Origin of the sequence: Pseudomonas graminis (assembly GCF_004364335.1) — a bacterium.
GTDB lineage: Bacteria > Pseudomonadota > Gammaproteobacteria > Pseudomonadales > Pseudomonadaceae > Aquipseudomonas > Aquipseudomonas graminis_D.
Genome location: NZ_SOCR01000006.1, coordinates 150311 through 170450, shown reverse-complemented (window position 1 = coordinate 170450; position 20140 = coordinate 150311). Strand labels below are relative to the sequence as shown.

The 20140-nt window shown below is 61.3% G+C and carries 17 protein-coding genes; 3 read left to right on the top strand and 14 right to left on the bottom strand.

Annotation, left to right across the window (positions count from 1 at the left end):
- Positions 1-10: 10 nt before the first annotated feature.
- Positions 11-1021, top strand: coding sequence for an AI-2E family transporter (locus tag EC919_RS12960; RefSeq protein ID WP_133774480.1), 1011 nt, complete (start codon positions 11-13; stop codon positions 1019-1021).
- Positions 1022-1358: 337 nt separating this feature from the next.
- Here the strand turns inward: EC919_RS12960 and EC919_RS12955 are convergent, their stop codons facing one another.
- Positions 1359-2624, bottom strand: coding sequence for an Hsp70 family protein (locus EC919_RS12955; RefSeq protein WP_133774478.1), 1266 nt, complete (start codon positions 2622-2624; stop codon positions 1359-1361).
- A gap of 294 nt (positions 2625-2918) precedes the next feature.
- On the opposite strand from EC919_RS12955, the gene cbpA reads away from it, so the two are divergent.
- Both cbpA and EC919_RS12945 read left to right on the top strand, forming a co-directional pair.
- Positions 2919-3884, top strand: coding sequence for a curved DNA-binding protein (gene cbpA / locus EC919_RS12950; RefSeq protein ID WP_133774476.1), 966 nt, complete (start codon positions 2919-2921; stop codon positions 3882-3884).
- 2 nt (positions 3885-3886) lie between these two features.
- Complete coding sequence (locus EC919_RS12945) at positions 3887-4183, top strand: chaperone modulator CbpM (RefSeq protein WP_133774474.1); 297 nt, start codon at positions 3887-3889, stop codon at positions 4181-4183.
- A gap of 227 nt (positions 4184-4410) precedes the next feature.
- Here EC919_RS12945 and EC919_RS12940 read toward each other — a convergent pair whose 3' ends face one another.
- The 13 genes from EC919_RS12940 to EC919_RS12880 form a co-directional block, all read right to left on the bottom strand.
- Positions 4411-5544 carry a sensor histidine kinase gene (locus EC919_RS12940; protein ID WP_133774472.1) on the bottom strand — a complete coding sequence of 378 codons (1134 nt, stop codon included), beginning with the start codon at positions 5542-5544 and terminating at the stop codon, positions 4411-4413.
- A gap of 245 nt (positions 5545-5789) precedes the next feature.
- The gene (gene ureC, locus EC919_RS12935) at positions 5790-7490 is read right to left on the bottom strand and encodes an urease subunit alpha (RefSeq protein WP_133774470.1); all 1701 of its coding nucleotides are present in this window, start codon (positions 7488-7490) and stop codon (positions 5790-5792) included.
- 241 nt (positions 7491-7731) lie between these two features.
- Positions 7732-8037, bottom strand: a complete 306-nt coding sequence (locus EC919_RS12930; protein WP_133774468.1) for an urease subunit beta — start codon at positions 8035-8037, stop codon at positions 7732-7734.
- Positions 8034-8570, bottom strand: coding sequence for a GNAT family N-acetyltransferase (locus EC919_RS12925; RefSeq protein ID WP_133774466.1), 537 nt, complete (start codon positions 8568-8570; stop codon positions 8034-8036). The genes EC919_RS12930 and EC919_RS12925 overlap by 4 nt, the downstream gene beginning before the upstream one ends.
- Positions 8571-8596: 26 nt before the next feature.
- On the bottom strand, positions 8597-9148 hold the full coding sequence (locus EC919_RS12920) for a GNAT family N-acetyltransferase (protein WP_133774464.1): 552 nt from the start codon (positions 9146-9148) through the stop codon (positions 8597-8599).
- Between the two features lie 61 nt (positions 9149-9209).
- The gene (locus EC919_RS12915; protein WP_020293711.1) at positions 9210-9512 is read right to left on the bottom strand and encodes an urease subunit gamma; all 303 of its coding nucleotides are present in this window, start codon (positions 9510-9512) and stop codon (positions 9210-9212) included.
- A gap of 184 nt (positions 9513-9696) precedes the next feature.
- Positions 9697-10542 carry an urease accessory protein UreD gene (locus EC919_RS12910; RefSeq protein ID WP_133774462.1) on the bottom strand — a complete coding sequence of 282 codons (846 nt, stop codon included), beginning with the start codon at positions 10540-10542 and terminating at the stop codon, positions 9697-9699.
- 49 nt (positions 10543-10591) lie between these two features.
- A complete protein-coding gene (gene urtE / locus EC919_RS12905) occupies positions 10592-11290 on the bottom strand; it encodes an urea ABC transporter ATP-binding subunit UrtE (protein WP_133774460.1) in 699 nt (232 codons plus the stop codon).
- A 129-nt stretch (positions 11291-11419) separates the two neighbouring features.
- Complete coding sequence (gene urtD, locus EC919_RS12900; protein ID WP_133774458.1) at positions 11420-12274, bottom strand: urea ABC transporter ATP-binding protein UrtD; 855 nt, start codon at positions 12272-12274, stop codon at positions 11420-11422.
- Entirely contained in the window at positions 12271-13350 is a 1080-nt protein-coding gene (gene urtC / locus EC919_RS12895; RefSeq protein ID WP_133774456.1) for an urea ABC transporter permease subunit UrtC, read from the bottom strand. Before urtC ends, urtD begins: the two co-directional genes overlap by 4 nt.
- On the bottom strand, positions 13350-14939 hold the full coding sequence (gene urtB / locus EC919_RS12890; protein ID WP_133774455.1) for an urea ABC transporter permease subunit UrtB: 1590 nt from the start codon (positions 14937-14939) through the stop codon (positions 13350-13352). The genes urtC and urtB overlap by 1 nt, the downstream gene beginning before the upstream one ends.
- Before the next feature lie 184 nt (positions 14940-15123).
- A complete protein-coding gene (gene urtA, locus EC919_RS12885; protein WP_133774453.1) occupies positions 15124-16389 on the bottom strand; it encodes an urea ABC transporter substrate-binding protein in 1266 nt (421 codons plus the stop codon).
- Between the two features lie 250 nt (positions 16390-16639).
- Positions 16640-20110 (bottom strand): dermonecrotic toxin domain-containing protein, encoded by a 3471-nt coding sequence (locus EC919_RS12880; protein ID WP_347876981.1) that lies wholly within the window; start codon positions 20108-20110, stop codon positions 16640-16642.
- Positions 20111-20140: the final 30 nt, after the last annotated feature.

The following is a 20140-nucleotide window of genomic DNA, read 5'->3' as shown; positions in this document are numbered from 1 at the left end:
TTGAGGCTGTATGCCAACGTTTACGCCCCGTCAAGTCTATCTGGCCAGTTGCATTCTCGTGTTCGGCGGGCTGCTGCTGGTGCTGCCGCTCAACCTTCTGCCCAGTCTGCTGGCGGGTTTGCTGGTGTATGAGCTGGTGGACATGCTCACGCCGCAACTGCAGCGACTGATTGCCGGCGAGCGCGCGCGGTGGCTGGCGGTGGCATTGCTGGGGACGCTGGTGGTGACGGTGTTGGCGTTGCTGTTTGCCGGCGCGATCAGTTTCCTGCTGCACGAGGCGGAAAACCCCGGCGCGTCGCTGGATAAATTCATGATTCTGGTGGACCGCGCCCGCGGTCAGCTGCCGCCCTTCATCGACAACTACCTGCCGGCCAGCGCCACCGAGTTTCAGGTGTCGCTCAGCGCCTGGTTGACCAAGCACCTGGGTGAGCTGCAGTTGCTCGGCAAGGGCGCGGCGCACATGTTCGTGACGTTGCTGATCGGCATGGTGCTGGGTGCGATTATCGCCTTGCAGCGCATCCCCGATGTCACCAAGCGCAAGCCCTTGGCGGCGGCGCTGTTCGAGCGTCTGCACCTGCTGACTCAGGCCTTCCGCAATATCGTCTTCGCACAAATCAAGATCTCGCTGCTGAACACGGCATTCACCTCGATCTTCCTGGCGGTGATCCTGCCGCTGTGTGGTGTGCACCTGCCGCTGACCAAAACCCTGATCGTCCTGACCTTCCTGCTGGGCCTGCTTCCGGTGGTGGGCAACCTGATGTCCAACACGCTGATTTTCATCGTCGGCATGTCGTTGTCGATCTGGGTGGCGATGGCGGCGTTGGGGTATCTGATCGTGATCCACAAGGTCGAGTATTTCCTCAACGCGCGGATCGTTGGCGGGCAGATCAGCGCCAAGTCGTGGGAATTGCTGCTGGCGATGCTGATCTTCGAAGCCGCCTTCGGCCTGCCGGGGGTGGTGGCAGGCCCGATTTATTACGCCTACCTGAAGAGCGAGCTGCGCAGGGCGGAGTTGGTTTAGCGCCGGGCGCTTCCACTCATCTTTTACGGTGACGTCGAATTTCAGGCTCGACACCGATCAAATTGTAGGAGCGCGCTTGGTCTGGGCCGCATCCGGACGAAGGCGTCGTGTCAGAAACATCAATGGCGACGGACACACCGCAATCGCGGGCAAGCGCGCTCCTACAGGTTTTGCGGTGGGTTGGCGCTCAAGGTCGGACCCCAATCTACTGTAGGAGCCGGCTTGCTGGCGAACGCGGAGTGTCAGCTCACATTAATGTTTCTGACCTGACCCCTTCGCCAGCAAGCCGGCATCCTACAGATTCACGTCTGGCAAGAGATTGCGGGTCGGAACGGAATCAGCCGTAGCGCTTTTTCGCTTCAATTGCCAGGCCGCTGCCGATGCTGCCGAAGATGTTGCCTTCGACGTGCCGGGCCTTGGGCAGCATGGCGGCGACGCTGTTGCGCAGGGCCGGGATGCCGCTGGAGCCGCCGGTGAAGAACACGGTGTCGACATCGGTGACGCCTACACCTGCCTGATTCAACAGGTTGGTCACGCTGGCGCGCACGCGTTCGAGCAACGCATCAATGGACGATTCGAACAACTGGCGGGTCAGGTCGACGCTCAGGCCGGGCTCTACGCGGTCCATTGGCACCAGACGATTATCCGCCTGGGTCAGCTGGATCTTCGTCTCTTCGACTTCCATCGCCAGCCAGTGGCCGGCGCGTTGGTCGATCAGTTTGAACAGCCGATCGATGCCCTGGGTGTCTTCGATGTCATAGCGCATGCTGCCCAGCGCCAGTTGCGACTTTTGCGAATATACCGAGTTGATCGTGTGCCAGGTCGCCAGGTTCATGTGCGTGCTGGTCGGCATGTAGGCGCCGCTTTTCATCCGGCTGCCATAACCAAACAGCGGCATCACGCCTTGCAGGCTCAGTTGCTTGTCGAAGTCGGTACCGCCGATGTGCACGCCACCGGTAGCGAGAATGTCACTGTGACGGTCATCGATCAGACGGCGCTCCGGCGACAGACGCACCAGCGAGAAGTCCGACGTACCGCCGCCGATGTCGACGATCAGCACCAGCTCTTCTCGATCGAGCGTAGACTCGTAGTCGAACGCCGCCGCGATAGGCTCGAACTGAAAGGAAACGTCCTTGAAACCGATCTTGCGCGCCACGTCGGCCAGTGTGTCTTCGGCCTCTTGATCGGCAGCAGCGTCGTCATCGACGAAATGCACCGGACGGCCCAGCACCACTTGCTCGAAGGAATGACCGGCAGTGGCTTCAGCACGTTTTTTAAGTTCGCCGATGAACAGCCCGAGCAGGTCCTTGAACGGCATCGCTGTACCGAGCACGCTGGTGTCGTGCTTGATCAGCTTGGAACCCAGCAGACTTTTGAGCGAGCGCATCAGGCGGCCTTCATAGCCCTCGAGGTACTCGTGAAGTGCAAGGCGACCATAGACCGGGCGGCGCTCTTCAATGTTGAAAAACACCACCGAAGGGAGCGTGATCTTGCCGTCTTCCAGTGCGATCAGCGTTTCCGCTCCGGGGCGCAGCCAGCCGACCGTGGAGTTGGACGTGCCGAAATCGATACCAAGGGCACGGGCCGGGGATGGAGTGCTCATCTGCTTTGCATACCAGTCGAAAAACGGCCGCGCAGTGTATGCGAGTGCGCGCCGGATGCGTAGCGCGAAACGTCGGTTTCTCGCCCGACCTGCATCTATTTCCCGCGCCTGCCTTGAACTGCGGCCCCGAGCCCCAATCTAGCAGGCAACTCTTAATGCATTTGGCCGGTCTGGACAGCGTTTCATTTCGCGCGACTGTGTGCCGATAACATTGCAACGTTCAACGCAGTCAACGTTCACATGTGAAACGCGCTGCGGACTGGGCTGGATATTCCAGAATTGGGTGACCGTCAGATGGACTTCAAAGACTATTACAAGATCCTTGGCGTAGAGCCGACGGCGGACGAGAAGACAATCAAGACCGCCTATCGCAAACTCGCGCGCAAGTATCACCCCGACGTCAGCAAAGAGCCTGGCGCGGAAGACAAGTTCAAAGAGGCGTCCGAGGCGTATGAAGCGCTAAGCGACCCGGAAAAACGCGCCGAATACGACGAGATCCGCAAATACGGCAGTCAGGGCCGGTTCCAGCCGCCGCCTGGCTGGCAGGGCCGTGGCGGCGCGGGTGCGGGCGCGGGGCAGGGCTATGGTGCCGGTGACTTCGAGAACGGCGACTTCTCCGACTTTTTCAGCTCCATCTTCGGCAATCGTGGTGGTCAGCAAGGCGGCCGGGCGCAAAGCCCGGCGCTTCGAGGTCAGGATGTGGAGATGGAACTGGCGGTGTTTCTGGAGGAGACACTCTCCACCGAGTCCAAGCAGATCAGCTTCAAGGTGCCGCAACACAGCGCCAACGGTCAGCGCATGGCGGACATCACCAAGACGCTGAATGTGAAGATTCCGGCCGGCGTCACCGATGGCGAGCGCATTCGCCTCAAGGGGCAGGGCGCTCCGGGTGTGGCCGGTGGCGAGAAGGGCGATCTGTACCTGATCATCCGCCTGGCGCCGCACCCTATGTTCGACGTCGAAGGACACGACCTTATCATCACGGTGCCGATCGCGCCGTGGGAAGCGGCGCTCGGCACCAAGGTGGCGGTACCGACACTGACCGGCAAGATCAACCTGACCATCCGTCCGGACAGTCAGAACGGGCAGCGGCTACGGGTCAAGGGCAATGGTCTGTTGAACAAGCAGGGCCAGCGCGGCGATCTGTATGCACAACTGAAAATCGTCATGCCCAAATCCACCGATGAGGCGACCAAAGCGCTGTGGGAGAAGCTGGCCGAGCAGGCCGCGTTCGATCCGAGGGCTCAATGGAGTAACTGATCATGAGCAACACCCTGGTCATAGACATGCAGGAGTTCTGTGAGGTGGTCGACATGCCGGCCGCCTTCGTCATCGAGATTGTCGAGCATGGCATTCTCGAGCCCCAGGGAAGGCAGCCGGACGAATGGCTGTTCGACAGTTCAGCGCTGTCGATCGCCAGGCGTGCGGTGAAATTGCATCGCGAGTTACAGCTGGAATGGGACGGCGTCGCTCTGGCGCTCAACCTGCTGGAAGAGCTTGAACGCGTGAGAGCGGAAAACCGCATGCTCAGGCAGCGGCTGGGCCGGTTTGTCGATTGAGGAGCTGTTGAATGTTCCGAGGCCATCGCGAGCAAGCTCACTCCTACAATGGCTTGATCTCGTCCACATCACGTGTGATCGACGCAGATCTGTAGGAGCCGGCTTGCTGGCGAATGCGGTGGGCAGCGGCATCTGAGGTGACTGACAGGGCGGATTCGCCAGCAAGCCGGCTCCTACGGCATGAGGTGTATCAGCTGCGCCAATGCTGACGGACCGGGGTCCGCTTTCTAGCCTTTCTTCGGCAACTCCACGGTAAACGTCGTGCCGTCTCCGACGTTGGAAACCACGGTGATGCCCCCGCCATGGGCGTTTACGACTTCTTTCACGATGAACAGTCCCAGGCCAAGGCTGGTGGACGGGTTGTGAATCCCGGCCTTTTCATTGGCCGAACGCACCAGCGGGTCGAAGATGCTGCCGATGGCTTCCTCCGCAATCGGTTCGCCGTCGTTATGCACCGACAGGCTCACATGGTTTTCGCTGCCGGTGAGCTTCACGGTGACCCGACGCGTCGCCGCGCCATGTTGCAAGGCATTGCCAATCAGGTTTTGCAGCATTTGCGCGATACGTGCCTGATCCCAATCGCCTCGAGTGTCACCGGTGCTGGTGAACACTGCGTTGCAATCGGGCTGCCCTGCTGTGGCGGCGTCGATGGCTTCGCGACAAGCGAGGGTCATTTCCATGGGCTTGCGCTCAACCGGCAGCGTCATGCCCAGACGGCTTCGAACAAACTCCAGCAAATCGCTGATCATCGTCCCCATCAACAAGCTGCTGCTCTTGATGCGCTTGATGTAGGCAACATCGGCGTCCGCCAGCGTGGTCTTGCGCATGAGCACTTCGGAAGACATGCCGATGGCCTGCAGGGGCGCACGCAAGTCGTGGCCGAGAATGGCGAGAAAGATGTCACGGGAACGCGCCACGCGATCGGCGTAGGCGGCCGTCGACTCGGCCAGGGCTTCGTCGATGGCTTCGTTGAAGCGAATCATGTCAGCGAGGTGACTGGTCTGTGGCTCTTTCTGGCTTTCTGCCCAGAAGCGCACGACCGTGGCCCGAAGGTGGCGGAACTCTGAAGTCATCTGCACCAGATCAAACCCGACGATATGCCGCAACTCGCCATGACTGGAGGCGGCCTGATCAAGTGTCGGGGTTTTGCCGATGTCTTCGCCCTGAGCCTTGGCGATGCGCTCGGCTTTGGTCTGGGCGGTGTTCATGTCACGCGCCGCCGCGAGAAGAATCGCCTCAGCGTGGTCGCGCAGCTCGACTGAGCTCATCTGGGCGGCTGCGGGCGTCAGCGTGGCCGCAAACCGTTCCCACTCATCGACGATGCGATCCACATTCTGAACGATGAAGTCCGAAAGACGCATGGGGTACTACCTTGCTGGCGGGGCGCTGAATGAGAGCGCGCATAGTACCGCCATGTTGTTGCAGGACGCATCACGGATTTGCACGCTTTCATTGTAGGAGCGTGGCTTGTCCCGCGATCGGCGACAAAGTCGTCGTGAAAAGCGGAGATCACGGATTAGCGGGATCATCGCATTCATGGATTTCACTGGCGCTGCGCACCAGATCGCGGGACAAGCCACGCTCCTACAAAAACGGACTAATACCCTTAAAACAGAAAATACCGCTGCGCCATCGGCAGCACGTCGGCCGGCTCGCACCACAACAACACGCCGTCGGCCTTGACCTGATAGGTCTGCGGGTCGACGTCGATGTCTGGCAGGTAGTCGTTGTGGATCAGGTCCGCCTTGGTCACGCTGCGGCAGCCCTTGACCACGCCTATCTGTTTCTTCAAGCCCAGTTGTTCCGGGACCCCGGCATCGAAGGCCGCCTGGCTGATGAACGTCAGGCTGCTGGCGTGCAATGAGCTGCCGTAGCTGGCGAACATCGGGCGGTAGTGAACCGGCTGCGGGGTCGGGATCGAGGCGTTGGCGTCGCCCATCAGGCTGGCGGCAATCGAACCGCCCTTGAGGATCAGGGTCGGTTTCACGCCGAAGAAAGCCGGGCGCCAGAGCACAAGGTCCGCCCATTTACCCACTTCCACCGACCCCACTTCATGGCTGATGCCGTGGGTGATCGCCGGGTTGATGGTGTATTTGGCGATGTAGCGCTTGGCGCGGAAGTTGTCGTTGCCTTCGCCGTCACCGGGCAATGGCCCGCGCTGACGTTTCATTTTGTCGGCGGTCTGCCAGGTGCGCATGATCACTTCGCCGACGCGGCCCATGGCCTGGCTGTCGGAGCTGAGCATCGAGAATGCGCCCAGATCGTGAAGAATGTCCTCGGCTGCAATGGTCTCGCGGCGGATGCGGCTTTCGGCGAACGCGACGTCTTCGGCGATGCTCGGGTCCAGGTGATGGCAGACCATCAGCATGTCCAGGTGCTCGTCGATGGTGTTGCGGGTAAACGGCCGGGTCGGGTTGGTCGAGCTCGGCAGCACATTGGCGAAGCCGCAGGCCTTGATGATGTCCGGTGCGTGACCGCCGCCGGCGCCTTCGGTGTGGTACGTGTGAATGGTGCGGTTCTTGAACGCCGCCAGGGTGGTTTCGACGAAGCCGGATTCGTTCAAGGTGTCGGTGTGGATCGCGACCTGCACGTCGTACTGATCGGCGACGCTCAGGCAGTTGTCGATGGCCGCGGGCGTGGTGCCCCAGTCTTCGTGCAGTTTGAGGCCGATGGCACCGGCCTTGACCTGCTCGATCAGCGGCTCGGGCAGGCTGACGTTGCCCTTGCCGGTAAAACCGATGTTCATGGGGAAGGCTTCGGCGGCCTGCAACATGCGCATCATGTGCCACTTACCGGGGGTAACCGTGGTTGCGTTGGTGCCCGTCGCCGGGCCGGTGCCGCCGCCGATCATGGTGGTGACGCCGCTCATCAGCGCTTCTTCGATCTGCTGCGGGCAGATGAAATGGATGTGCGTGTCGACGCCGCCGGCGGTGAGGATCATGCCTTCGCCGGCGATGACTTCGGTCGCGGCACCGATGGCGATGGTCACGCCGGGCTGGATGTCCGGGTTGCCGGCCTTGCCGATGGCCGCGATGCGTCCGTCCTTGAGGCCGACGTCGGCTTTGACGATGCCCCAGTGATCGATGATCAGCGCGTTGGTGATCAGCGTGTCGACCACTTCGGCGGCAACGCCCTGGCCCTGGCCCATGCCGTCACGAATGACCTTGCCGCCACCGAACTTCACTTCCTCGCCATAGACGGTGAAATCCTGCTCGACCTCGATCCACAGCTCGGTGTCGGCCAGACGCACGCGGTCGCCGACAGTGGGGCCGAACATGTCGGCGTAGGCTTGTCTGGAAATTTTCATGGCGATTCCTTGAATTCATGGATCGTTCCCACGCTTTGCGTGGTAACGCCTCGCTGGACGCTCGGCGTCCGATGTGTGACGCGGAGCGTCAGGGGCAGCATTCCCACGCAGAGCATGGGAACGATCAACAGCGCTATACCTGTAGGAGCGCGCTTGCCCGCGAAATGCGTCGTGTCAGACGACATTGATTTCGGCTACGAGACCGATTCGCGGGCAAGCGCGCTCCTACACAAAAACAGCGCTACAAATCCCCCATCACCCGACCGGCAAACCCGAAAACCCGCCTCAACCCGGCCAGGTCCACCAGTTCCACTTCCCGTGCCTGTCCCGGCTCGAAGCGCACGGCGGTGCCGGCCGGGATGTTCAGGCGCATGCCCCGGCTGGCGACGCGGTCGAAGGTCAGGGCGTCATTCGTCTCGAAAAAATGAAAGTGCGAGCCGACCTGAATCGGTCGGTCACCGCTGTTGGCGACGCTGAGGGTGATGGTCCGGCGACCGGCGTTGAGCTCGATGTCGCCCGGCTGGATCTGGTATTCACCAGGAATCATGCGCTCTTCCTCGACAGTAACTTGTAGTAAATGGCCGTGGCCTTGTATTCGCCGTCGGGGTTGCAGGCGTAGTCCGGCAGCAGGCCAGACAGCTCGTAACCCAGCGCGCGATAGAAATCTTCGGCATCGGAACCGGCCAGCGTGTCCAGAAACAACAGCCCGCGCCGATGCTGCTGCGCGGCCTGTTCCACGGCGGTCATCAACTGTGTTGCCAGCCCGCGCCGACGCGCCTGACTGAGCACCAGCAATTTCTGCACCTCGGCGCGGTTCAGGCCATTGGCCTTCTGGCACAGCGCCAGTTGCACCGTTGCCAGCACCTGATCTTCTTCTGCCACCACCCAGAGCAACAGATTGCCCTGCTCAATCTCGGCTTTGACACCGTCCCACCAGTCGGCAGCCTCCTCGGTACCGAGATCCGCCATGAACCCGACCGAGGCCCCGTGGTGGACGGCGTCCAGCAAGAGCGCCACCAAACCGGGGCGGTAGTGGGCGAAGCTTTCTGGCGTGACACGGCGTAAGTGGGCGGCATTCATGGGCGAAATCCTTTCAGAATGAACATTCAGGCGACAGACTTGATGCCGGGCGCTTGCGAGGGTGGGGCAGAGGCGCCGGGCGACAGGTCCAGCTGCATGAACGTCAGGTCCAGCCAGCGGCCGAACTTGGTGCCGACCTGGGGCATCTGCCCGGTGGTGATGAAACCCTCGCGCTCATGCAGGTGAATCGACGCCGCGTTACCGCTCTCGATGGCCGCGACCATCATGTGCTTGTCGCAGGCGCGCGCGCGTTCGATCAGCGCTTTCATCAGCAGCGGACCCAGGCCGTTGCCACGTTGATCGGCACGCACGTAAACCGAGTGCTCGACGGTGTGGCGAAACCCTTCAAACGGCCGCCAGTCGCCGAACGACGAATAGCCCAGCACCTGATCGTCGGCATCGACCGCCACCAGAATCGGGTACGCCTGGGACTGACGCGCAGCGAACCAGGCTTCGCGGTTGGCAAGGTCCACCGGCTGCTCGTTCCAGATCGCCGTGGTGTTGAGCACCGCGTCGTTGTAGATGGCCAGCACGGCCGGCATGTCAGTCAGCAAAGCGTCACGGATCGAATAGGTCATTTTCGTTTCCACGGGTTCCTGTGTGGCTGTTTCGACGGTCATCTCAGGTTCGAAGCTCGGTTCAGGCAATCGGTTGATGCACGGTGACCAGCTTGGTGCCATCCGGAAAGGTGGCCTCGACCTGGATTTCCGGGATCATTTCCGGGATGCCTTCCATCACCTGTTCACGGGTCAGCAAGGTGGTGCCGTAGTGCATGAGGTCGGCTACGGTCTGGCCGTCACGCGCACCTTCCAGCAGAGCGGCGGAGATGAAGGCCATCGCTTCCGGGTAATTAAGCTTCACACCGCGTGCCAGCCGCCGCTCGGCGACCAGGCCTGCGGTGAAGATCAGCATCTTGTCTTTTTCGCGTGGGGTCAGGTCCATGGGTTTTGTCCGTTTTAAATAACTGAATAAGCCAGCGCTGCAATGTACTTGTAGGAGTGAGCTTGCTCGCGATTGCGGTGTGTCAGAGACATATTCCTATCTGACGGATCGCAATCGCGAGCAAGCTCACTCCTACAGGATGTCTATGCGTGCCCCGAGGGAGCGAATTGGGGAACGCGGCCCATCATGTACTCCAAATCCTCGGTGCCACTGCTTCCCGGCCCAACAGGGCAGGGCGCAGCAGCTTCCATAATTCAATCAGCCAGGCCCGCGCATGCAGCGCTTCGTCCGCCAGGCAACGGGCGATGATCAGCCCGGGTAGCTGGCTCAGGTCGCCGCGCACGGGTGAATGTTCGGCCAGCTCGCGGCAGCGCTCCATCAATTCAGCGTCGATTTCCCCGGTCACAATCAGCGTCGCGAACACCGGCTTGCCGCCCAAGCCGATCGGCGAATCCAGCAAGCCGTCATTGCCGACGATGCGCTGGCGCTCGTGCCACAACAACTTGCCGTCGCGCCGGATATCCAGATGCGCCTGAAAGTGGCCCTGATCAAAACGCTCGCCACTGGCCGGCCGACCCAGCGCAACCACGTCCCAGTAGAACAGTCGGGCGTCGCCCTCCAGGTCAATCTGCGTGGTCAGTTCTGCCTTGGCCTCGCTGAAGACGATGCTCTCCTGGGGCAGCCACTCCAGCGTGCCACCTGCATCGACTTTTATGTCCAGTTGCTGATAGGCCGGACCCGCCGCCCGGTACCACTTCGCTGCGCCGGGACTGGTCAGCTGCGCCCAGGCGTTGGCGCCGACGCTGGCGCTGATGTCCAGCCGATCGCCGCCGGCAATGCCGCCCGGCGGGTGAACGATGATGTGCTGGCAGACCTGCGGGCCCTCGGCGTACAGATGCTTTTGCACCCGCAACGGACCTTTGTGGCGCCGTTGCGTCGGGCGCGTGCTGTCGCCGAAACGCCCATAGGCCAGCTCCAGCTCGGCATGCCAGCTGGGGGTGAACAGGGCGGTGTGGGCAGGAAGATTCATAAGTCGACTGTCGTGTTCTCGAAGGACCGTACCTTAGCTGATCGGCGCATTAAATGGTGACCAGACCCCGGACGCCTTCGGCCTCCATGTTGTCGCCACGGCCCTGCTGGACGATCTCGCCGCGGGACATAACGATGTACTGATCCGCCAGTTCGGCGGCGAAGTCGTAGAACTGCTCGACCAGCAGGATCGCCATGTCACCCCGGGCGGCGAGCTTTTTGATCACTGCGCCAATCTCCTTGATCACCGAGGGCTGAATGCCTTCGGTAGGTTCATCGAGAATCAGCAGGCGAGGGCGGCTGGCCAGGGCGCGACCGATCGCCAGCTGCTGTTGCTGCCCGCCGGACAGGTCACCGCCGCGCCGGTGCTTCATCTGCAGCAACACCGGGAACAGCTCGTAAATGAACGGCGGGACTTCCTTGGCTTCGGAGCCGGGGAATCGCGACAGGCCCATCAACAGGTTTTCCTCAACGGTCAGTCGGCCGAAAATCTCCCGGCCCTGGGGCACGTAGGCGATGCCGGAATGCACGCGCTGGTGGGGCTTGAAACCGGTGATCGGCTTGCCTTCCCACTGCACCACGCCTTCTTTGGCGGGCAGCAGCCCCATCAGCACTTTCAACAGTGTGGTCTTGCCCACGCCGTTGCGACCGAGCAGGCACGTGACCTCGCCGATGTTCACGTCAAACGACAGACCGCGAAGGATGTGGCTGCCGCCGTAGTACTGGTGGAGCTTTTCGACTTGGAGCATGGCTGAGTTCTCAAGCAAATATGTATGACCTGTAGGAGCGCGCTTGCCCGCGATTGCGGTGGGTCTGTGACATCAATATCGTTTGACCCACCGATTTCGCGGGCAAGCGCGCTCCTACAGGGTTCGGCGCTACCTTCCGAGATACACCTCAATCACCCGTTCATCCGCCTGCACGTCTTCCAGCGAGCCTTCTGCCAGCACGCTGCCCTGGTGCAGCACGGTGACGTGGTCGGCGATGGTGCCGACGAACCCCATGTCGTGCTCGACCACCATTAGCGAGTGCTTGCCGGCCAGGCTTTTGAACAGCTCGGCGGTGAACTCGGTTTCGGCGTCGGTCATGCCAGCGACGGGCTCGTCGAGCAGCAGAAGCTGCGGGTCCTGAACCAGCAGCATGCCGATCTCCAAAAACTGCTTCTGGCCGTGGGACAACAGCCCGGCGGGGCGCGACATCGACGCCGTCAGGCGAATGGTTTCCAGCACCTCATCGATGCGGTCGCGCTGTTCGCCGTTAAGCTTCGCCCGCAGGCTGGCCCATACCGATTTGTCGGTCTTCTGCGCCAGCTCCAGGTTCTCGAACACGCTGAGCGCTTCGAACACCGTGGGCTTCTGAAACTTGCGGCCGATCCCTGCCTGGGCGATCTGCACTTCGCTCATCTGGGTCAGGTCCAGGGTTTCGCCGAACCAGGCCTTGCCGTGACTGGGGCGGGTCTTGCCGGTGATCACGTCCATCAGCGTGGTTTTGCCCGCGCCATTGGGGCCGATGATGCAGCGCAGCTCGCCGACGCGGATGTACAGATTCAGATCGTTGAGGGCCTTGAAACCGTCGAAACTGACGCTGATGTCTTCCAGCGTCAGGATCGTGCCGTGCAAGGTATTCAGTCCTTTGCCGGCGACCTGGCCAAGGCCGATGGCATCGCGGCTGGTACCGGCGTCGCTGTTCGGGTCGAGCACCGGATCAAACGCGGGCGTCGGAGTGCTTTTCATTGCTCGCCCCTTTTCTTGATCAGGCCGATCACGCCTTTGGGCAGGTACAGCGTCACGACGATGAACAGCGCGCCGAGGAAGAACAGCCAGTATTCAGGGAAGGCCACGGTGAACCAGCTTTTCATGCCGTTGACCACACCGGCGCCGAGCAGCGGGCCAATCAGCGTGCCGCGACCGCCCAGGGCGACCCAGACTGCTGCCTCGATGGAGTTGGTCGGCGACATTTCGCTCGGATTGATGATGCCGACCTGCGGCACATACAGCGCCCCGGCCAGGCCGCACAACACCGCGCTCAATACCCAGACGAACAGTTTGAAACCGCGCGGGTCGTAGCCGCAAAACATCAGGCGGTTCTCCGCATCGCGCACCGCCGTCAGCACGCGCCCAAACTTGCTGCGCGCCAGACGCCACCCGACAAACAGGCTGCCCGCGAGTAAAGCCACCGTGAGCAGAAACAACACCGCGCGGGTGCCTTGGGAGGTGATGCTGAACCCCAGAATGCTGCGGAAGTTGGTGAAGCCGTTGTTGCCGCCAAAGCCGGTTTCGTTGCGGAAAAACAGCAGCATGCCGGCGAAGGTCAGGGCTTGGGTCATGATCGAGAAGTACACGCCCTTAATCCGCGAGCGAAAGGCGAAGAATCCGAACACCAGCGCCAGCAAACCTGGCGCCAGCACCACCAGGCACATGGCCCAGAGGAAGTGCTGCGTGCCGACCCAGTACCACGGCAGTTCGGTCCACGACAGAAAGGTCATGAACGCCGGCAGGCTGTCGCCCGACGCCTCGCGCATCAGGTACATGCCCATCGCGTAGCCGCCCAAGGCGAAGAACAGCCCGTGGCCGAGGGACAGCAGGCCGGCGTAGCCCCAGACCAGGTCCAGCGCCAGAGCGACGATCGCATAGCAGAGGATTTTGCCCACCAGCGTCAGCGTGTAGGCCGAGACCTGCAGGCCGTTGCTTTCAGGCAGCAGGGACAACAACGGCAGGGCGATCAGTAGGGCAAGAATCACCACGCCGACTGTGACCGTGACTTGGGTGCCGGCGCGTTGCGCGGCAGTGACCATCAATGGCTGATTCATCAGTCAATCACCCGTCCTTTGAGTGCGAAGAGGCCTTGCGGACGTTTCTGAATGAACAGAATGATCAGCGCCAGGATCAGGATCTTGCCCAGTACGGCGCCGATCTGAGGTTCGAGGATCTTGTTGGCGATGCCCAATCCGAAGGCCGCTGTGACGCTGCCAGCCAGTTGACCGACGCCGCCGAGCACGACCACGAGGAAGGAGTCGATGATGTAGCTCTGGCCCAGGTCAGGGCCGACATTGCCGATCTGGCTCAGCGCCACGCCACCCAGCCCGGCGATGCCGGAGCCGAGCCCGAAGGCCATCATGTCGATGCGCCCGGTGGGTACGCCGCAGCAGGCCGCCATGTTGCGGTTCTGGGTGACGGCACGCACGTTCAGGCCCAGGCGGGTTTTGTTCAGCAGCAGCCAGGTCAACACCACGACAAACAGCGCGAATGCGATGATGACGATGCGGTTCCAGGGCAGCACGAGGTTGGGCAGCACCTGAATGCCGCCCGACAGCCATTCCGGGTTGGCCACTTCGACGTTCTGCGCGCCGAATACCACGCGAATCAGCTGGATCAGCATCAGGCTGATGCCCCAGGTTGCCAACAGTGTTTCCAGCGGGCGACCGTACAAGTGGCGGATGACCGTGCGTTCCAGCGCCATGCCGATGCACGCGGTGACGAAAAACGCGATCGGCAAAGCCACCAGCGGATAAAACTCAAGGGCGCCGGGGGCGTAACGCTGAAACATCATCTGCACGACGTAGGTCGCGTAGGCGCCGAGCATCAGCATCTCGCCGTGGGCCATGTTGATCACGCCGAGCAGGCCGAAGGTGATCGCCAGTCCCAGCGCCGCCAGCAACAGGATCGACCCCAGCGACAGCCCGGCGAAGGCTTGCCCGAGGATCTCGCCGAACATCAATTTGCGTTTGACCTGAGCCAGGCTGGTTTCCGCCGCCAGACGCACGGTGGGGTCGGTTTCAACGTTGGGTTCGAGCAGGGTTTCCAGCCGGGTGCGGGCCAGCGGGTCGCCGGTTTCACCCAGCAGACGCACGGCGGCGAGTCGCACGGTGGGACTGACGTCGACCAGTTGCAGATTGGCCAGCGCCAGATTCAGGGCCGAGTGAACGCTGTCGTCCTGCTCGCTGGCCACTTGTTGCACCAGCAAGGGCAACTGGGCAGGACGCGCGCTTTTTTGCAGGACCTGCGCGGCGGCCAGACGGACTTTCGGATCGGCGGCCAAAAGCTGATGGCTGGCCAGCGCGGTGTTGATCAAGCCGCGAAGGCGGTTGTTCAGGCTGATGGCCTGTGGTGCATCGGGGTTGGGTGCATCGGCCAGCGCGGGAGCGTTGGGGTCAACGGCGATGAAGCTGTCGCCGCTCTGGATGAAGGCCCGGTTGCTGCTGTCGGCAGCGACGCGACCGTCCTGCAAGGCAACCAGCAATTCGATACGCGCCGGGTCCGGCCTGGCAGCCCAGGTTTCCAGCAATTGGGCGCGCTCGGCGGAGTCGGCCGCGACAAAGTCGCCGGCATCGCTGGCGTGGGCGGCGAAGGGCAGCCACAGGCACAGCGCGAGAATGAGTTGGTGGAAGTATCTGGGCATATCGAGTCCTGAAAGCACCCGCATGACTCACCGTCATGCGAGGAACCTGTAGGAGCGCGCTTGCCCGCGAACGCGATGTGTCTGTGACATAAATGACGACTGACACATCGCTCTCGCGGGCAAGCGCGCTCCTACAAGGGAATTGTGTCGGGCCGGGATCAGTGCCAGCCCGACAACGCGTCGCTTAGTTACTCTTGACCGCGTAGTCAGGCTTCTTGTCGTTGCCCGGAATGAACGGACTCCACGGCTGGGCACGAATCGGCTCTTTGGTCTGCCAGACCACATTGAACTGACCGTCGGCTTTGATCTCCCCGATCATCACCGGCTTGTGCAGGTGGTGGTTGGTTTTGTCCATGGTCAGGGTGAAGCCCGACGGCGCAGCGAAGGTCTGGCCGGCCATGGCTTCGCGGACTTTATCCACATCGGTGGATTTGGCTTTCTCGACCGCTTGCGCCCACATGTGGATACCCACGTAGGTGGCTTCCATCGGGTCGTTGGTCACGGCCTTGTCGGCATTCGGCAGGTTGTGCGCCTTGGCGTAGGCCTTCCAGTCGGCGACGAACTTGGTGTTGACCGGGTTCTTCACCGATTCGAAGTAGTTCCATGCGGCCAGGTTGCCCACCAGCGGTTTGGTGTCGACGCCGCGCAGTTCTTCTTCACCGACCGAGAACGCCACCACTGGTACGTCGGTGGCTTTCAGGCCCTGGTTGCCCAGCTCTTTGTAGAACGGCACGTTGGAGTCGCCGTTGACGGTGGAGATCACAGCTGTTTTGCCGCCTGCGGAGAACTTCTTGATGTTCGACACGATGGTCTGATAATCGCTGTGACCGAACGGGGTGTAGACCTCTTCGATGTCCTTGTCCGCGACACCTTTGGAGTGCAGGAACGAGCGCAGAATCTTGTTGGTGGTGCGTGGGTAGACGTAGTCGGTGCCCAGCAGGAAGAAGCGCTTGGCCGCGCCGCCGTCTTCGCTCATCAGGTATTCAACTGCGGGGATCGCCTGCTGGTTAGGCGCGGCGCCGGTGTAGAACACGTTCCGCGACATCTCTTCACCTTCGTACTGCACCGGGTAAAACAGCAAGCCGTTAAGCTCTTCGAAGACCGGCAACACTGATTTGCGCGACACCGATGTCCAGCAGCCGAACACCACGGCGACCTTGTCCTGGGTCAGCAACTGGCGTCCCTTCTCTGCGAACAGTGGCCAGTTCGACGCCGGGTCGACCACCACCGGCTCAAGCATCTTGCCGTTGACGCCGCCCTTGGCGTTGATTTCATCAATGGTCATCAGTGCCATGTCCTTGAGCGAGGTCTCGGAGATAGCCATGGTGCCGGACAAAGAATGCAGAATGCCGACCTTGATGGTCTCGGCCGCCTGAGCGGTCCAGGTCAAACCCATCGCTGCGATCGATGCAGACAAAGTGAACGCTTTCAGCAAACTACGACGCTTCATTGGCTAGCTCCATTCTTTGATTTTTATAGATGACGGCGGTTGGCGGTGCAGAGTTGAGTCTGCTTAGGCTTTAGCAAACGCTGGGCCAAGGCTGTGCACGTCGCAAAACGGAATGAAGACGTCGCCTGTGCAGGCCGCCACGCACCAATGTGGATCGGCGCGAGGCGGGTGGTGCGTCAGGCGCGCTTAACTGGTGCGAGCGTTTTGGGCGTTCAAAGCGGCGCTGGCCTGAGGCGACTGGAACCTGAGGCTACCGCACGAAAATCTCACGCTCCCCGGTGAACAGGTCGAAGGTTTCGTACACCAGCTTGTCCGGCGCTGTGAAGTAAGCGAACGCCTGTCCATTCATTTCTCGAAATGCACTGAGTTGCAAGCGTGTGCCCGGCGGGATAGCGACGTGATCGGCAAGGAAATCCGAGAACATATTCTTCTTCGGAACCGACGGTGCGAAGACCAAAAACACCGGATGCGTATTGCTCGTCGCCTGGTCCGTCACGAATCTGTCCAGGCTCCAGCGCACGGCATTACCGCGGCTGATTGACGCCGACTGCACCCCCGCGTCGACGAACACCGCACCGAGCTCGCGTCGCAAATGCTGAAGGCTTTCGTCGGTCACGTGAGCGGCGCGGAATGCATCGCCCTTCCATGACCGCAGGCGGTAAAACTGATTGAGAAATGCTTGCGTCCTGGTTGTTCGCGCTCCGCTTCTCAGGAGTCGATTGATGTCCGCTGAACCGCCTTCGATGTAATCGAGCAACTCGGGGTACCGTTCCGCTTTCGCGCCTTCGGCCAAGGAAAGGAATCGGGGTTCATCAAGGGACGGCTCAGCGATGGCAGCGCCCTCAGAAGGCGTAGGCCACTTCTTGAGTAACACATTCAGTTCATTCCGGGCTTGTCGATCGGCTTGCGGGCTCAGACGCACCATCGGTTGCGACACCTTGCGCCAGCTCCCGGTACCTGACCGCACGACGTATTCGTCCTCATGGATAAGCAGCGCCGGATCGTGGGCAGAGGGGCGATACAGGCGACACCGCCCGAACAGGTTGAAGCGTCGACCGACGTAGCCTTTTTCAGAACCTATGCTGATCTCGGTGAATTTGCCCGGTTCCAGCCGCGTGATCATGCCCGACTCGGCAAAGTGGGGCGCCCCGGAGGGTGACAGCAGATAGCCGATCTGTACCTCTCCATGGCGTCCGGTACGACGGACCAGATGCGGACGTTTCAGCACCGCCAGTTGAGGCCCCTTCAATGCCGCAGCGCCTGCGCGACCAAAACCTGCAGTAAACAAATAACCCATCGCGCCCATGAGCTCTTGTGCGGCACCCTCCCAATCGTTCTCATCCACCTTCTGAAAGCCGCTCCAGGCGTGACCCAGGCCCATTCCGAGCGCCAGGGGGATCATCACGGGGGCGGGCAACAGCAACAGCGCAAGGCTCATGGCCATGTCAAAGGTTTGGGTGCGGGCATCGCCGCTAACGGGTTGGATCAACAGCGATTTCGCCTCCTCTTTCAGCTGGCGGATCCGGACCGCGTAATGCTCGTCGAACGGGTCGCCGTTGTGCTCCACGAACACCACTGGATTCATCACGCTGGACGGAAGGGGAACCGGCGTCGGCAGCGACGTCAGCGCATCCGGGAAGCGCCAGTGCTTTAACCACTCCTCGTAATCGAGCATCACCCGGGCCAGTCGCCTGTCGGCCAGTGGCAGCAACCGCGCTATGTAGGATTTGTACACATCGCGCTCCAGAAACGCCCGGGTGAGGTGAAACATACCGTCGAAAGCGCGGAACACAACGTTATCCGGAGCGTTGAGTGTGCAAAGGACCAGAGGCCCCTTTTCGAATTTTCCAACCGGGCCGATCAGCATGATGTCCGGAATCCTGACCCCACCGATGTGCAGGAATCGCACCTCGATCATGGCCGCGTCCACCTCACGACGCTGCTGCGGATCGGGACCGTCCAGTACCGCCTTGATCCAGCGAAGCCGGCTTTCAGGAAACCCGCTCAACTGGCTCTCCATGTAAGCCATCCTCAGTCGCGCCAACAGCAACTCGCGGTGCTGGCGTTTTAACTGGTCAGCGTAATCCGAGTGATCAAGGTGTTCGGCAAGGTAGTCGTCCAGTTGCTTCGGAATATCGATTCGCGCCAACAGCGCCTTCACGAAGTCGCTCGAGAGCCCTGGTATTACCGTGCCGCGCTCGTCTGCAGCAGACAACGCGCTCGCTTCCTGGGTTTGCGTCCGCAGTGCAGCTTCGTGTGCCAGTTCGTGCAACGGATGGGTTTGCGAGCGAATTTCCGTGTCTGTCAGGCTCAGTGGGTAATAGAGCGGCGGGAGGAGGCGGTGGAATGTCGCCGTGACGTGAATCTTTCGAGGCGACAGCTGAATGTTCTTCTCTGCCAGCGCGGCGGTGACCGTCTTATCGACATAGGCCGTGAGGACGTGGGTGCCGTCAGCTTGCGGGGTGTTGAAGTGCTCCACGCTGATGCGCCGGATGGTGCGGATAGCCTGCGCGTAGGCCGTCGCATTGCGGGTCCATTCGACCTGCTGTTCCTCGCTCATTTTCTTCCACCAGTCGGGCATCTGTTCGCGGACCACATCACAATCCAGCTGGCGCTCGATGCGGTGGTGGTCGAACAGTTGATCCGAAGCCATCAAATCGAGAATGAGACGTTGCAAAGACGGCTGATCCAGGTTCAAGGCCTGAGCGATGTTTACCGCGTGGTCAAAGTCGGCCTTTTGTTTGATGATCTGCGACGTCAGCAGCAGGCTCATGAAGTGGTTGCCCAGTTTCCGCAAACCCCAGTGTATGGGTGGCTGCGCGCGTTCAGTGCCGGGGAGCGCCAGTGCGACCATGTCATTGAGCTTGAGGTGGCCCAGTAATCGGCGGCGTTGAGTCTCATCGGCCAGGCGGTGGGTGAGGGTGTCGGTGAGCTGACTCAGTGAATCGAATCGTTCCAGGCTGTCGGCAGGGGTATAGAGAATGACCTCTCCGATGGATTCGTCGTCGGTGGCCGGAATCTGGTCACTGGTTTGCTCGGTGATGACAAACGTCCCTGTCAGCAGAAACTGCGCAGTGGGGCTGGTGCCTAGCCACAGGCTGAACACATCGTGTTTCTGCAAGGGATCGGCTGAGGTATCCACGCCGTAATCCAGTGTGTCGTTAAGCATGCTGTACAGATGCGGACGAAACTCGCCTTTCTCGACACGCATCTGGCCCTCCAGCCTGAGCAATTTGACCCGGTCCGCCAGGAAGTCATCGCGTCGGGATTTGCCGGAAGGCTGAATCACTGCCCAGTAATCCGAGAGCATTTGCTTGTAGCGATCGGCCAGCTCTGGCACGACGGATGCGTACAGGGCGACCAGTGCGTCGCGGTCAAGCGCGCCAATCGGGGGCGTGTCAGCCGATGGGAACTCTGTGGTGTAAAGTCCGGCAGACTCGACGTTCTGCCATTCAAAGAGCCCGGTGAAGCAGGCTGTCAGGCTGGCGAGCAACGGGTAACGGCTGACGGTTTCTGGTGCGCCGGGCTCGATGCTTCGCTCGCGGCAAACGATCCATGTACTGGCGTAGTCAAGCGTGAGTCCGGGATGGCTCAGGCGCAGGCACTCAATGAGCGTCTGCTCTACGGCCTGAGTGAAATCGGGCAGTTCGTAGGGCGTAAGTGCGGAGCTGTCGACAGCGGGTGTGAATGTGGGTGAAGCGGGGACGGGTGTGGAATTCATGGCGCCTGTTCATCTACATGAGGAATGACT

What these genes read in the sequence shown, in the direction of transcription:
- EC919_RS12940 (WP_133774472.1), bottom strand. Translation starts at nt 5,544, where the DNA reads ATGCGTCTTTCGGACTTCATCGTTCAGAATGTGGATCGCATCGTCGAT.
- EC919_RS12880 (WP_347876981.1), bottom strand. Translation starts at nt 20,110, where the DNA reads ATGAATTCCACACCCGTCCCCGCTTCACCCACATTCACACCCGCTGTC.
- EC919_RS12945 (WP_133774474.1), top strand. Translation starts at nt 3,887, where the DNA reads ATGAGCAACACCCTGGTCATAGACATGCAGGAGTTCTGTGAGGTGGTC.
- EC919_RS12930 (WP_133774468.1), bottom strand. Translation starts at nt 8,037, where the DNA reads ATGATTCCTGGTGAATACCAGATCCAGCCGGGCGACATCGAGCTCAAC.
- urtD (WP_133774458.1), bottom strand. Translation starts at nt 12,274, where the DNA reads ATGAAAAGCACTCCGACGCCCGCGTTTGATCCGGTGCTCGACCCGAAC.
- EC919_RS12915 (WP_020293711.1), bottom strand. Translation starts at nt 9,512, where the DNA reads ATGGACCTGACCCCACGCGAAAAAGACAAGATGCTGATCTTCACCGCA.
- EC919_RS12960 (WP_133774480.1), top strand. Translation starts at nt 11, where the DNA reads ATGCCAACGTTTACGCCCCGTCAAGTCTATCTGGCCAGTTGCATTCTC.
- ureC (WP_133774470.1), bottom strand. Translation starts at nt 7,490, where the DNA reads ATGAAAATTTCCAGACAAGCCTACGCCGACATGTTCGGCCCCACTGTC.
- urtE (WP_133774460.1), bottom strand. Translation starts at nt 11,290, where the DNA reads ATGCTCCAAGTCGAAAAGCTCCACCAGTACTACGGCGGCAGCCACATC.
- EC919_RS12910 (WP_133774462.1), bottom strand. Translation starts at nt 10,542, where the DNA reads ATGAATCTTCCTGCCCACACCGCCCTGTTCACCCCCAGCTGGCATGCC.
- EC919_RS12925 (WP_133774466.1), bottom strand. Translation starts at nt 8,570, where the DNA reads ATGAATGCCGCCCACTTACGCCGTGTCACGCCAGAAAGCTTCGCCCAC.
- urtC (WP_133774456.1), bottom strand. Translation starts at nt 13,350, where the DNA reads ATGAATCAGCCATTGATGGTCACTGCCGCGCAACGCGCCGGCACCCAA.
- urtB (WP_133774455.1), bottom strand. Translation starts at nt 14,939, where the DNA reads ATGCCCAGATACTTCCACCAACTCATTCTCGCGCTGTGCCTGTGGCTG.
- EC919_RS12955 (WP_133774478.1), bottom strand. Translation starts at nt 2,624, where the DNA reads ATGAGCACTCCATCCCCGGCCCGTGCCCTTGGTATCGATTTCGGCACG.
- EC919_RS12920 (WP_133774464.1), bottom strand. Translation starts at nt 9,148, where the DNA reads ATGACCTATTCGATCCGTGACGCTTTGCTGACTGACATGCCGGCCGTG.
- urtA (WP_133774453.1), bottom strand. Translation starts at nt 16,389, where the DNA reads ATGAAGCGTCGTAGTTTGCTGAAAGCGTTCACTTTGTCTGCATCGATC.
- cbpA (WP_133774476.1), top strand. Translation starts at nt 2,919, where the DNA reads ATGGACTTCAAAGACTATTACAAGATCCTTGGCGTAGAGCCGACGGCG.